Source organism: Cloacibacillus sp. An23, assembly GCF_002159945.1.
GTDB lineage: Bacteria > Synergistota > Synergistia > Synergistales > Synergistaceae > Caccocola.
The window spans coordinates 179,827-192,664 of sequence record NZ_NFJQ01000005.1 but is presented as its reverse complement, the minus strand read 5'-3'; the positions used below and the strand labels follow the sequence as shown (position 1 = coordinate 192,664).

The 12,838-nt window shown below is 55.1% G+C and carries 13 protein-coding genes; all 13 read left to right on the top strand.

The features are described 5' to 3' along the window. Positions 1 to 112: 112 nt before the first annotated feature. The 13 genes from B5F39_RS14235 to B5F39_RS06495 all read left to right on the top strand — a co-directional run bounded on the left by B5F39_RS14235 (position 113) and on the right by B5F39_RS06495 (position 12,837). Positions 113 to 304: a hypothetical protein gene (locus B5F39_RS14235; protein WP_087365172.1), complete on the top strand. Its 192-nt coding sequence runs from the start codon at positions 113 to 115 to the stop codon at positions 302 to 304. A 76-nt stretch (positions 305 to 380) separates the two neighbouring features. Next, positions 381 to 575 (top strand): hypothetical protein, encoded by a 195-nt coding sequence (locus tag B5F39_RS14005; protein WP_143330672.1) that lies wholly within the window; start codon positions 381 to 383, stop codon positions 573 to 575. A gap of 228 nt (positions 576 to 803) precedes the next feature. Further along, positions 804 to 1,745 carry a bile acid:sodium symporter family protein gene (locus tag B5F39_RS06550; protein ID WP_087365168.1) on the top strand — a complete coding sequence of 314 codons (942 nt, stop codon included), beginning with the start codon at positions 804 to 806 and terminating at the stop codon, positions 1,743 to 1,745. Between the two features lie 472 nt (positions 1,746 to 2,217). Beyond that, the gene (locus B5F39_RS06540) at positions 2,218 to 3,441 is read left to right on the top strand and encodes a M20 family metallo-hydrolase (protein WP_087365164.1); all 1,224 of its coding nucleotides are present in this window, start codon (positions 2,218 to 2,220) and stop codon (positions 3,439 to 3,441) included. Between the two features lie 177 nt (positions 3,442 to 3,618). Beyond that, complete coding sequence (locus B5F39_RS06535; RefSeq protein ID WP_087365162.1) at positions 3,619 to 4,329, top strand: FadR/GntR family transcriptional regulator; 711 nt, start codon at positions 3,619 to 3,621, stop codon at positions 4,327 to 4,329. Positions 4,330 to 4,380: 51 nt separating this feature from the next. Continuing rightward, positions 4,381 to 5,583 carry an ABC transporter substrate-binding protein gene (locus B5F39_RS06530; protein WP_087365160.1) on the top strand — a complete coding sequence of 401 codons (1,203 nt, stop codon included), beginning with the start codon at positions 4,381 to 4,383 and terminating at the stop codon, positions 5,581 to 5,583. Positions 5,584 to 5,656: 73 nt separating this feature from the next. Then, the gene (locus B5F39_RS06525) at positions 5,657 to 6,874 is read left to right on the top strand and encodes an ABC transporter substrate-binding protein (protein WP_087365158.1); all 1,218 of its coding nucleotides are present in this window, start codon (positions 5,657 to 5,659) and stop codon (positions 6,872 to 6,874) included. 101 nt (positions 6,875 to 6,975) lie between these two features. After that, entirely contained in the window at positions 6,976 to 7,863 is an 888-nt protein-coding gene (locus B5F39_RS06520; protein WP_087365156.1) for a branched-chain amino acid ABC transporter permease, read from the top strand. 18 nt (positions 7,864 to 7,881) lie between these two features. Beyond that, entirely contained in the window at positions 7,882 to 8,754 is an 873-nt protein-coding gene (locus tag B5F39_RS06515; protein WP_087365154.1) for a branched-chain amino acid ABC transporter permease, read from the top strand. Next, complete coding sequence (locus B5F39_RS06510) at positions 8,747 to 9,535, top strand: ABC transporter ATP-binding protein (RefSeq protein ID WP_087365152.1); 789 nt, start codon at positions 8,747 to 8,749, stop codon at positions 9,533 to 9,535. The genes B5F39_RS06515 and B5F39_RS06510 overlap by 8 nt, the downstream gene beginning before the upstream one ends. Further along, on the top strand, positions 9,532 to 10,278 hold the full coding sequence (locus tag B5F39_RS06505) for an ABC transporter ATP-binding protein (RefSeq protein ID WP_087365150.1): 747 nt from the start codon (positions 9,532 to 9,534) through the stop codon (positions 10,276 to 10,278). The genes B5F39_RS06510 and B5F39_RS06505 overlap by 4 nt, the downstream gene beginning before the upstream one ends. 49 nt (positions 10,279 to 10,327) lie before the next feature. Further along, positions 10,328 to 11,746 (top strand): Sapep family Mn(2+)-dependent dipeptidase, encoded by a 1,419-nt coding sequence (locus tag B5F39_RS06500; RefSeq protein WP_087365148.1) that lies wholly within the window; start codon positions 10,328 to 10,330, stop codon positions 11,744 to 11,746. A gap of 59 nt (positions 11,747 to 11,805) precedes the next feature. After that, complete coding sequence (locus tag B5F39_RS06495) at positions 11,806 to 12,837, top strand: D-2-hydroxyacid dehydrogenase (RefSeq protein ID WP_087365146.1); 1,032 nt, start codon at positions 11,806 to 11,808, stop codon at positions 12,835 to 12,837. Position 12,838 lies beyond the last annotated feature (1 nt).

Here is a 12,838-nt window from a genome sequence, read left to right as displayed (position 1 = left end):
GGAATAAAACGAAGAAAAGCAAAAATCGTAAAAATAGGTAGCGCAGGCTAACTATATCGGTTAAAATAATCCCGGCATCTTCAATAAAACGGATAGCAAGGAGCTGGGGATTATGCGCGGTCCATCTAACGCAGTAGGTTTGCTGGTAAAGGGATTGATGCTCGGGATGTCGTTCGGCGCGGCGATGTACGGAGAGCGTGGGAACAACGGCAGGGTCGAGGCGGCTGGCAGGCTTCTGAAGGAAGCCGTCAGGGCAGCCGCCCCGCAGCCGCACGGGCGCGGAAGGCGCGGACGCCGGGGATAAACGGCGGACGCCGGATCGTACGCGCGTCCGCCTCATAAGGTGTATAATACGTCGCGGAAAGTTTGGAGGAAGGGAAGTGATCTCGATGATGAAGAAATTCCTGAAGGCGTGTGTGATCGCCGTGGCGCTTTGCGGCGCTGCTGGAGCCGTATCCTACGCGGCCGGAACTGCGCGCGGCATTGAACAGAGCGGGATGTATCTGTCCCATTGCCACGGAGGCGGACATCACTATGATTACGCCCCGGGTTGGCACGGCGGATACTGCGGCTAAGAGTTTCGACAAATTTAAAAAAATAAAGAGGGCGTATGATTATGCCCTCTTTTTGTTTGCCGTTATACGCGCTTCGGTATATGTTCTCCGCCAGCGAACGCGCTTTCGCCTGCATTTGCGCGGCGCGGCGCGCTCCGGCGCATGTTTGACAGCGCCGTGTGCCGGTTCTTATAATACGTTGCGTTTTGAAATATATGCGCTGTTTCATGCGCGGAGGAGATTTTTGTAATGAGGTTTCTTGAAAAATTAAGCGAACTTGTCGGTAAGTACATGGCGATAATAGTCGTCATAGTAGCCGCCGTCGCGCTGTTCCAGCCGTCGGCGCTCAACTGGATAAAGACGAGCTGGGTCACGACGCTTCTTATGATAGTCATGTTCGGCATGGGGCTGACGATGAAGCCCGCGGACTTCGCCGTCGTCTTCAAGCGTCCGAAAGACATCATCATCGGCTTCATAGCGCAGTTCTCCATCATGCCGCTGCTCGCCTTCGCTCTCGGCAAGCTCTTCCAGCTCGACGACGCGCTTCTCGTCGGAGTCATACTCGTCGGCACATGCCCGGGCGGAACGTCGTCGAACGTCATGACGTACCTCAGCAAGGGCGACGTCGCTCTCTCCGTCGGAATGACGAGCGTGTCCACCGTGTTCGCCCCGATCGTCACGCCGGCTCTGACGTACCTGCTGCTTAAAGAAACAGTCACTGTCGATATGATGTCGATGTTCATCTCCATAGTACAGGTCGTCATACTCCCGATAGGCGCCGGCTTCGTCATCAACAAGTTCTTCAGCGAGACGACGCAGAAGGCCGTCAAGATACTGCCGCTCGTCTCCGTCACCGCGATAGTCATGATAGTCGCCGCCGTCGTGTCGGCGAACTCCGCCCGCATCATGGATACGGGCCTGATAGTCTTCGCCGTCGTCATACTGCACAACCTGCTCGGCTACGCGCTCGGATACGGCGTAGCGCGCGCCCTCGGCCTGCCGCTCTCCAAGAAGAAGGCCATAGCCATCGAGGTCGGTATGCAGAACTCCGGCCTGGCCACGAGCCTCGCGGCTACATCCTTCCCGTCGCTGGCGCTCGCCACGGTTCCCGGCGCGGTGTTCAGCGTCTGGCACAACATCTCCGGCGCAATCCTCGCCAACATCTTCTCTCAGATGAAGGACGAGAAGTAAGACGCTTACGTCAAAAGCCGCACGGACGCGCCTCTTTGCAAAGGGGCGCGTCTTTTCGTATCATGACGGCGCAGCGGCGGCCTAATGAGGCGTCCCCCGCAGCGGCCTGCACGGCCGGCTCGCGGCGCGAAGCAAAAGGTAACGCAGGCTCCGCGCGGTCCTCGCGCGGCAGCCGCGCGCCCACGCCCTCTTCTGTGAAATTCATGCAGTGAGAAAATCGCTTCCTTTTAGATTCACACTCGTGTAAGTGCGCGAGCCGGAACATGCCGTTGGAGAGCCGGTTGGCCTTGCGGACGCTCTCATTTGGACGGACGCCTTCGTTGACCACCCTGCTGCATGGCGGCAGAGCCCGCGCTCCGACTGGCGCGCGGTCCGGCATCCTCCTCTTCATAAAACCTTGAAAATGCGCGGCGTTGTTATAAAATCTTGATCGTGAAGTATCGTCAAAAACGCTGAGAACGAGGTGCATAACTTGAAAGAAAAACTTTTTGCGAAGATAGAAGAGCTTGAGCCGAAAATGGTGCAGACTCTGTGCGGCCTGGTCGCTATTCCTGCGATAGGCCCGGCGGACGGCGGAGACGGCGAATTCCACAAGGCCGAATATCTGATAAAGAAACTGAAAGAGCTTGGGTTCAGCGACGTTAGCACATACGCGCTGCCCGACCCGAAAGCTGCTGGCGGCGAGCGTCCGAATCTTGTCGTACGCTTTCCGGGAAAAACGAAACGCCGCCTCTGGATAGTCGCGCACATGGATGTTGTGCCCGAGGGCGAACGCTCCCTGTGGCACACGGATCCTTTCAAGGCCGAGGTCAAGGACGGGCGCGTCTACGGACGCGGCTCCAACGACAACGGGCAGGAGCTCGTGGCGTCGCTCTACGCGCTCCGCGCGCTCAAAGAACTCGGCGTAACCCCTGAGTACGAAGTCTGCCTCGCCTTCGTCGCCGACGAAGAGCTTGGAAGTGAATACGGCATTTGCCACCTCCTGAAGAAAGGCCTTTTCGCTGAAGACGACCTTGTAATCGTCCCGGACATGGGGACTGAGAACGGCGATTTTGTTGAAATAGCCGAAAAAAGCATCTGCTGGATGGAATTCACCGTCGAGGGCAAACAGGTCCACGGCAGCACGCCTCATCTCGGCGTCAACGCCTGCCGCGCCGCCAACGCCCTCTCCGTAGCGCTTGACGAGGCCCTGCACGCGGCTTTCCCCGAGCGTGACAACCTTTTCGACCCGCCAGAATCCACCTTCGAGCCTACGCGCCGCCGCGCCAATGTCGCTAACGTAAACACAGTGCCAGGGCTCGAGGTGTTCAGCTTCGACTGCCGCGTCCTTCCCTCCGTCCCGCTCGAAGAAGTGCTGAAAATCGTCGACGCGGAGACGAAGAAAACAGAGGAAAAATACAAAGTCAAGATAACCCGCCGCTTCCCGCAGAAAGAACAGGCCGCGGCTCCGACGGCGGAGGACGCCCCTGTCGTCAGGACGCTGCTGGCGGCTCTCGCCGAGGTCTATCCCGGCATGAAGCCGAAGGTCGGCGGCGTCGGCGGCGGCACCTGCGGAGCCTTCTTCCGCCGCGCAGGAATCCCCGCCGTCGTATGGGGACAGGAAGTAGACTGCGCCCACATGCCGAACGAGCACATCGAAATAGCCCACATGCTGAACGAAGCGAAAGTCTTCGCGCTGATGATGCTGGGAAAGTAGGCCGTGACCGGCTAAATTTTCTATAAAAGACACACGGCGCGGCACTTGCGTAAAAGCAAGCGCCGCTTTTTTATAATCTCTATTAGTCCATTGACAAAACATGTTTTCATGATACACTTATCACAAAATACATACTATGTCATACATAAAATGAGTATATAAAAGTAGGTGTCGGGAATGGAAGAATTGTTTCCGAAGCAAGATTCTACAAAAAAGCCGGCCATCATTGTCAAGAGGATACTTTCTTTGCTCGAAAGCGGAGATTTGAAGCCTGGCGACAAATTGCCAAACGAGCTTGAAATAGTCAGACAGAGCGACATAAGCCGTACTTCTGTGCGCGAGGCTCTCTCCGCGCTTGAAATCATGGGTATCATCACGCGCGTTCCAGGCGAAGGTACTTTCATCGCACATGACGCTCTCTACGGCAAATTCGGTCCGCGCGGCATCCTTGACAAATTTCTCGAAGATACAGAAACCGTAAACGGTTCGTTTGAAGCGCTTGAGGCGCGCATAGCCCTGGAGCCGTCGGTGGCGGTTATGGCGGCAAGACGCGCCGAGCCGGAGCAGATTGCAAGACTTGAAGAACTGATTGAAAAATCAAAGAGCGCGCTCGCGGCGGGCGATATAAATCTTTTCTTCGATATAGACAGCGCCTTCCACCTCGCGATAGCCGAAGCCTCTAATAACGAAGAAATACTGAAAATCAGCCGAGGCCTCCTCGCCAAAGCCGACACTCACATGTGGAAACGTTACAAAGAAGACTTAGGGCTTCTTGACTCTACCATAGATGCGCACACAAAGATAGCCGAAGCAATAAAAGAACGAGACCCCAAAAAAGCGGGATATTTCGTCGAGCATCATCTTGCAAAATGTGTGGTTGACAACTAAAGCGCTTTACAGGGAAATTTTTTCTCTGAAAAACTAAAGGAGGTTTCATCGATGTTTAAGAAGCTTGCCGCCGTCGCGGCGGCGGTAGTGGTTGGTTTGTTCGCCGCAGGATGCGCCCGCGCCGAGGCTGCGGACGATATGTCTGTGAGATGGAGCGGGGATACGGTAAAAGTAGGCTTCCTCGCCAACTTGACGGGGCCGGGCGCTTACACGGACATTCCGCCCAAGATGGCCATCGAGGACTATATTGAACAGGTAAACGCCAAAGGCGGATGGCTCGGAAAGAAAGTCGAGCTGGTTCCTTACGACGCGGGACGCGACCCCTACACGGAATCCGTAACGGCCGTCAACAAAATGATCCAGCAGGATAAGGTTATCGCCGTCGTAGGACCGACCGGCAGCCGCTTCGCGCTTCCCATCGTAACGCTGTGCAACGAAACGAAGACCCCCTGCATAACGATAGGCGCGACGAACGCGAAAATAACCGTCAGCGAAGAGACCGGCAAAGTCCAGCCGTACATGTTCCGCGTATCGTTCGTAGACCCATATCAGGGAGCGGCGATGGCGACCTTCGCATACAACAAGCTGGGAATTAGGAAAGTCGCTACAATAGCCGGCGTTGACGATCTCTACGCGCAGGGCATTCTCAAATTCTTCACCGACGAATTTAAACGTCTCGGCGGCGAAGTGGTCAACTCGCAGGCATATCAGATGAACGACGTCGAGTTCCGCGCCCAGCTTTCCGCGATAGGCGACAGCGGTGCGGACGCGCTTTTCGCCCCCGCGGCGGAATACAGATTTGCGACGCTGATAGCGAAGCAGGCGGAGCAGCTCGGCCTCCAGTTCACCTACCTCTTCACAGACGGCGTATATGCTCCTGAGCTTCTTGAGACTGCCGGTCCGCAAATCGAAGGCGCCTACATCTCTACGCCGATGATCGATGAAGAACCCGCCTACGCCGAATACAAGAAAGCCTTCGACGAAAAGCACAAGAGCACCGGATACAAGGCGAACCTCTACGCCTACTACGGCATGGACGGCATAATGCTGCTCGAATGGGCCGTCAACAAAGCCCAGAGCTTTGACGGCACGAAGATAAAAGAGGCTCTTGAGTCCGCGAAGGACGTCCCACTCTTTACGGAACCGTTCACGATCGACCCCAAGACGCACGACCCGCTCAACAAGAGCGTCACGATACTGCAGGTAAAAGACGGCAAATACACGCTGTTTGAAAGAGTAAAGCCCGCTAATTAAAAATACGGCAGTTTTTCACGCAGCATTAAGATGAATTCGCAAAAAAACGAAAATTATATAAGGAGGTAACGTCATGGTGAAATTGAGCAGTAAAACTTTCGCGTCGGCATTTGCAGCGGCCGCGATGGGCTTCGCAGCTTTCTGCGCTCCAGCCTTCGCAGCCGAAGACCCGGACATGGCGGCCAGATGGAGCGGAGATACCGTCAAAATCGGCTTCTTGGCGAACTTGACCGGCCCGGGCGCATATACGGACATTCCGCCAAAAATGGCCATCGAGGACTACGTTGAAGAGATCAACGCGAAAGGCGGATGGCTCGGCAAAAAGGTCGAACTCGTGTCGTACGATGCTGGACGCGACGCGCTTACGGAATCCGTCACCGCAGTCAACAAGATGATACAGCAGGACAAAGTTATCGCGATCGTGGGACCGACCGGCAGCCGATACGCCCTTCCGATAATCACGCTCTGCAACGAGAGCAAGACCCCGTGCATAACGATAGGCGCGACGAACGCGAAGATAACCGTCAGCGAAGAGACCGGCAAAGTCCAGCCGTACATGTACAGAGTTTCGTTTGCCGACCCGTATCAGGGAGCCGCTATGGCCGACTTCGCCTACAACAAGCTCGGCATCAAGCAGCTGGCGACGATAGCCGGTGTAGAAGACCTTTACGCACAGGGCATACTCAAGTTCTTTACCGACGAGTATAAGCGCCTCGGCGGAGAAGTGATAAGCGCCCAGTCCTATCAGATGAGCGATGTTGAATTCCGTGCCCAGCTCTCGACGATCGGCGGCACCGGGGCGACGGTGCTCTTCGCCCCCGCGGCGGAATATAGGTTCGCGACGCTGATAGCGAAACAGGCGGAGCAGCTCGGCCTCCAGTTCACCTATTTGTTCACAGACGGCGTATATGCGCCTGAGCTTCTCGAAACGGCCGGCCCGCAGGTTGAAGGCGCCTATATCTCCACGCCGATGATAGACGAGGAACCAGCCTACGCCGAATACAAGAAGGCTTTTGACGAAAGGCACAAGAGCACAGGATACAAAGCGAATATTTACGCTTATTACGGCCTTGACGGCATAAAGTTGCTTGAGTGGGCTGTACATAAGACGAACAGCTTCGACGGCGAAGTCCTTAAAAAAGCTCTTGATACGGCGAAAGACGTCCCGCTCTTCACCGAACCCTTTACGATCGACCCGGCTACGCACAATCCGCTCAACAAAAGCGTAACGATACTCAAGGTAGAGGACGGCAAATATACTCTGTTCGATAAGGTTAAGCCTCAGAACTAACTAAAAAACCGTTTATGCCGCACCAAGCATAAAATTTTCAATGTCGTGCGCGGCGGCCCGCGCCGCCGCGCACGCGTCGCAAACGGAGTTGAGTACAAATTATGTCTACAACGCTTTTTATACAACAGCTTGTAACGGGCCTTTCAATAGGCGGAATCTACGCCCTTCTTGCAGTTGGATATGCGCTGATATACAGTATTTTTAAGTTTACGAATTTCGCCTTCGGCGCCATTATGATGTGCGCGGCTTACGGCGCTTATTTCATGGTGCATGAACTCGGCATGACCTCGCTGCTCTCCGGTCTGTGCGGAGCCATCGTCGTCGGAGTGCTCGTCTCCGTCGCTACTGAAATCGTCGCGTACAGATCTCTTCGAAAAATGAAAGCTTCGCGCCTCTTCCTAATGATTTCTGCGATGGGCGTTAATATTTTGATTCAGAACTTTATGACCATCATGATGAGCGCCAACCTGAGAAGCCTCAACTGCGACCTTCCGTTCCGTATCTTCGCTATGGGGAAAATACGTATGGGCGCGCTCGATATTTTCTCGCTTCTTGTCTCTCTCATATCGTTGCTCGTCCTGTGGGTGTTTATCGATAAAACTAAATATGGCATCGCAATTAGGGCGAGCGCGCACGATACAGATACAGCCGGCCTGATGGGAATCAACGTCGATAGAATTTCTCTCATAGTTTTCGCCATATCGGGCATCACCGCGGCGATAGCGGGCACCTTTACCGGCATGAAGTATGCCGTCTATCCGACGCTCGGCGCAATATCCAGCAAGGCTTTCATCGCAAGCGTCATAGGAGGCTTGGGAAGCCTTCCGGGAGCGGTTCTCGGCGGCTTCATCTTGGGCATATTGGAGACGATAATTTCAGGCTACATCTCATCGTCATACAGAGACCTGTTCTCGTTCGGCGTCCTTATCGTCGTGCTGATCTTCCTGCCTAATGGAATCCTAGGCAACGACACCGGCGACAAATTATAAGGAAGGGGGAACGGCAAAATGTATATAATGTCTCTTGTAATATTCGCCTGCGTCAACATAATAGCCGTTTCCGGGCTGGTGCTGCTCACAGGCTATACCGGCATATTTTCAATCGGACACGCCGGTTTCCTCGCAGTCGGCGGATATGCGGCGGTAATATTCTTTAAACACTTGGGCGTTCCGTTCCTTCTCGCAATCGTATGCGGAGGCCTCTGCGCCGTGTTGGTCAGCGTAATCATAGGATACCCCGCCCTGCGCAACAAAATGGCGGGCGACGCATTCGCAATCGTAATGCTCGGCTTCGTCGCCGTCATACGCATCAGCATTTCGAACATTTACCCAGTCTTCCAAGGGGCGCACGGAATTTCTGAAATTCCCCGCCTCTCGACCGTTTGGGTGGTAGTGCCTATCACCGTCCTGATGGTCTTCCTCATGAGGAACTTCCTAAAATCGCAGTACGGCAAGAACTGCGTCGCCGTCCAGCAGCAGGAGCTAGCCGCTGAGATGGTCGGCGTCAACGTCGTGAAAACGAAACTCGTATCGCTGATGATAAGCGCCTTCTACGGCGGCATCTCGGGCGGACTTTTCTCGTTCTTCGCAACCTATATCGCGCCGACCACGTTCGCCGAAGCGAAGTCCGACGACCTGCTCGCCTCCGTCGTCTTGGGCGGCATGGGAAGTTTGTCCGGCCCTATGCTCGCGGCCGTCGTTCTCGTTGTCCTGCCGGAAGTGCTGCGTTTCCTGCAGCTGTGGCGTCTCGTCTTCTACGGCGCGGCTTTCGTGCTCATAATGCAGTTCAAGCCCGAAGGGCTTATGGGCTATCAAGAGATTTCATGGAAATGGTTCGTCGGTCTGTTTAAGAGGAAGGGCGGTGCGAAGACGAATGGATAACAACAATACTCCGCTGCTCGACGTCAGGCATATGAGCATATTTTTCGGCGGACTTCATGCGATCGAGGATGTCAGCGTACACGTAAACCAAGGCGAGTTCGTCGGCCTTATCGGCCCGAACGGCGCGGGGAAGACGACGTTCTTCAACTCCATCACCGGCTACATCAAGCCGACGGCCGGGGAGATAGAGTTCGACGGTAAAAGCCTCGTACGCAAACAACCGGCGGTCATTGCAAATTACGGAATTAGCAGAACGTTTCAGAACATCAGGCTTTTCCCGAAAATGACCGTGCTTGAGAACGTCTCGATTCCGATGCACAGCACGCCGAAATATTCGATTTGGTCGGCGATGCTGGGGCTGCCGGTCGTAAAACAGACGCAGCACGAGACGGAGGAGCGCGCGCTGGAATATCTCTCCATACTCGGGCTTGCAGACCAAAAGGACAGAGAGGCGGGCACGCTCCCGTACGGCTCACAGAGGCGGCTCGAGATAGCGCGCGCGCTCGCCGCGTCGCCGAAGCTGCTGCTGCTCGACGAGCCGGCGGCTGGAATGAACAACGACGAATGTCAGGAGCTTGTGGAGCTTCTAAGAGGCATCTACAAGATGTTCAACCTGACGGTCGTTATGATAGAGCATCATATCGATATAGTCCTGCGGCTTTGTTCGAGGATTTACGTCTTGAATCTCGGCCAGCTTCTTTCCGAGGGCACTCCTAAAGAAATCCAGACAGACCCTAAGGTCATCAAAGCTTATCTCGGCGAAAGGAGGCGCAGAGTGTGAGCAATTTCCTCAACGTCGATTCCATCAACGTCTATTACGGCGGCATACACGCTTTGCAGGATGTGTCAATCCATATAGACGAGGGGGAAATAGTTTCCGTGGTCGGCGCCAACGGAGCCGGGAAGTCTACGCTTCTGCGCAGCATAGCGGGGGATAAAGAAATCAAATCCGGCGTCATAACGTTCTGCGGAGAAAAGCTTCCTTCGACCTCTTATGAGACCGTCACGAGGGGGATTTCGCTGGTGCCCGAGGGACGGAGGATCTTCCCCAACCTTACGGTGAAAGAAAATCTTATGGTGAGCATGTTCAACCGCAAAGACGGTAAAGAAGCTATCGAGAAAGATTTTGAAGAGGTGCTTTCGCTCTTCCCGCGCCTGCGCGAACGGCTCAAACAAAAGGGCGGAACGTTGTCCGGCGGCGAGCAGCAGATGCTCGCCATAGGACGCGCGCTGATGGCGCGGCCGAAGCTGCTCTGCATGGACGAGCCTTCGCTGGGGCTGGCGCCTATCATAATCGACGAACTCTTCGACAAAATAGTGCAGCTTAATAAAGAAAGAGGACAGACTATATTGATAGTCGAGCAGAACGCATTCCTCGCGTTGGAAGTCGCACACCGCGCTTACGTCATCAAGACGGGACAGGTTACCCGCGAGGGCGTCGGCGAGGAACTTCTGAACGACCCGACGATACAGCAGGAATATCTTGGAATGCAGCAGTCCGACGGCGAGACGGAAGAAGATTAGCGCGCTTTCTAAAACAAAAATTTTTACTTTGACTGCATGGAGGTCTATCATGAAAGAGACGGAGCTGTTCAAGCAAATCGACGAGTTTATTGAAAAACATGAGAAAGATATTTTGAGCGACCTTGCGGAGCTGATTTCTAAGAAAAGCGTGAAAGGCCCGGCGGAGGAGGGCGCTCCATACGGCCGCGGGCCGCGCAACGCGCTCGACTCGGTTCTCGCGATAGCGCAGCGGCTCGGATTTTCCGTCAACGACGGCGGCGGACATGTCGGCTGGGCGGAGCTTCCCGGCGAGGAGAAAGACCATTTGGCCGTCATCACGCACGTGGACGTCGTGCCGGAAGGCGACGGCTGGAACTCCGACCCGTATGTGCTGACGGAAAAGGACGGCTGGCTCATCGCGCGCGGCGTCTGCGACGACAAGGGCGCGGCGATACTTTCGCTTTACGCGGCGCTCTTCCTCATGCAGAGGGGCACGCCTCTGCGCTACGGCCTCCGCCTGCTCTTTGGGTGCGACGAGGAGTGCTGCATGCACGACGTCCCGCATTACCTTGAAAACAACCCGGAGCCGCTCTTCTGCTTCACGCCGGACGTGGACTTCCCCGTGAGCGTCGGCGAAAAGGGCATTCATTCAAACGGCGGCTTCTACTCTGCGCCAGTCTTTAAGAACATTTCGGAGTTCTCCGGCGGCAACGCGTCGAACTCGATTCCTGGCAACGCCTCTTGCATAGTGAACGTCCGTGGCAGAAGCTTCAAGCCTATGAAGGGCATCACCGTCTCAGAGCGTCAAGACGGAAGATACCTGATAGAGGCTCAGGGCGTTGGCGGACACGCGGCGCATCCAGACGGGAAGCACAACGCAATCGGAATATTGACGGACTTCCTGCTCGAAAACGACGTCTGCGACGCGGAGGAAAGAACCTTCCTCGAACTTATGCACAAGATACACGTCAGCGGCTACGGCGAAGGCCTCGGCATCAACTGCGAAGGCAAGCTCCTCGGACGGCTGACTAGCATCGGCGGCATCATCTCGCAGGAGGGAGCAGTCCTGCGTCAGGACATGAATATCCGCTATCCGGAGTGCATAAGCGGAGCGGAGATTACCGCGGCGCTTGAGAAAATCGCAGCGGAGCACAACGCTCGCTTTGAAGCCGTCGAGGTTCTCGAACCGTTCTACATTTCGCCCGATTACGCGCCTATACAGACGCTAGTGGAGTCCTACTCGGACGTCTCCGGCCACGAAGGGAAGACCTATACGCTGTTCGGCGGTACGTACGCCAGACGCTTTAAGAACGCCGTCGGTTTCGGTCCCGGCGACGACTTTACGCCGCGTCCTTCGTTTGTCGCTTCCGATCATGCTCCGAACGAAGCTTCATATTTCCCCGTGATGAAAGAGGCGCTTAAAATTTTCATCGTGGCCCTGATACGCCTCGAAGAACTTCCGCCATCCGCCTACGTCCGCGCCGATTGATCCGGCCGCCGGCGTACTAGCACAGGCTTTAAAACCGTGTAAATTTGGAGGTTTTGTGTATGTACAACGGAAAAGTGCACATTCATATTGAGAACAGCCGTAGCTCGTCGCAGGTGTTCATCGGCACGGAAGAGCATGTGAAGGCCCTTCTTGAAAGAAACGCCGATATAGCGGACAAGCTGCATATAACGATAGGCAGCAGCGCGGAAGATCCTATCGACCGCTGGACGGATGGCGACTTCGAAGAATATTATGGATACATGAAGACCGCCGACGTTCTGGTCGGCTTTGTATTCCCGACTGAAAATATGGCTCAGTACGCCCCCGAGTTGAAGTGGATACACTTCATCAGCTCCGGCGTGAACCATATGGCTCCCTTCGACTGGGTTCCCGAGGGCGTATCATTGATAAACAACAGGGGCGTTCATCTTCCGAAATCCGGAGAATCGTTCGCCATGTTCCTCGCAATGCTCAACTCGCGTATGCCGTGCCTTGCGACTGCGCAGCGGAACGGCGAATGGAAGCAGATTTTCACTTCGGTTATTAAAGGTAAGAAACTAGTGATTTTCGGAGTCGGCAGTCAGGGCGGCGAGATTGCGCGCCAGGCGCACCGCATGGGACTGCGCGTTATCGGGATAGACCCGTACGTCAAGTCGCATCCGTGCTGCGAGGGCGTTTATACCGTTGATAGACTGAAGGAAGAACTTGCCGATACGGATTTTCTTGCGATCGCCGCGCCCGTAACGGATGAGACTCGCGGTATGTTCAGCGAAGAGGTGCTCGGATGGCTTCCGAAAGAAGCCGGGCTTATGAACGTATCGCGCGGCGCGCTGTTGGATCAGAACGCTTTAGACAAAAAGCTCAGAAACGGGGATATAGCGTGCGCTATACTCGACGTCTTCGATGTAGAGCCGCTGCCTGCGGATTCTCCGCTGTGGACTACGCCGAATCTTACGATAACGCCGCATGTTTCTTCAGACGACCTCGTGAATTATATGCCGCTGACGCTCGACCTCACGATAGAGAACGTACGCAACGAACTTGCGGGGCGGCCGCTCAAGAATATCGTCGATATAAAGAAGGAGTTTTAAC

Bases quoted from the DNA above. Each gene is read 5' to 3' on its own strand.
- B5F39_RS14235 (WP_087365172.1), top strand. From the start codon at position 113: ATGCGCGGTCCATCTAACGCAGTAGGTTTGCTGGTAAAGGGATTGATG.
- B5F39_RS06525 (WP_087365158.1), top strand. From the start codon at position 5,657: ATGGTGAAATTGAGCAGTAAAACTTTCGCGTCGGCATTTGCAGCGGCC.
- B5F39_RS06535 (WP_087365162.1), top strand. From the start codon at position 3,619: ATGGAAGAATTGTTTCCGAAGCAAGATTCTACAAAAAAGCCGGCCATC.
- B5F39_RS06515 (WP_087365154.1), top strand. From the start codon at position 7,882: ATGTATATAATGTCTCTTGTAATATTCGCCTGCGTCAACATAATAGCC.
- B5F39_RS06530 (WP_087365160.1), top strand. From the start codon at position 4,381: ATGTTTAAGAAGCTTGCCGCCGTCGCGGCGGCGGTAGTGGTTGGTTTG.
- B5F39_RS06500 (WP_087365148.1), top strand. From the start codon at position 10,328: ATGAAAGAGACGGAGCTGTTCAAGCAAATCGACGAGTTTATTGAAAAA.
- B5F39_RS06550 (WP_087365168.1), top strand. From the start codon at position 804: ATGAGGTTTCTTGAAAAATTAAGCGAACTTGTCGGTAAGTACATGGCG.
- B5F39_RS06520 (WP_087365156.1), top strand. From the start codon at position 6,976: ATGTCTACAACGCTTTTTATACAACAGCTTGTAACGGGCCTTTCAATA.
- B5F39_RS06510 (WP_087365152.1), top strand. From the start codon at position 8,747: ATGGATAACAACAATACTCCGCTGCTCGACGTCAGGCATATGAGCATA.
- B5F39_RS06495 (WP_087365146.1), top strand. From the start codon at position 11,806: ATGTACAACGGAAAAGTGCACATTCATATTGAGAACAGCCGTAGCTCG.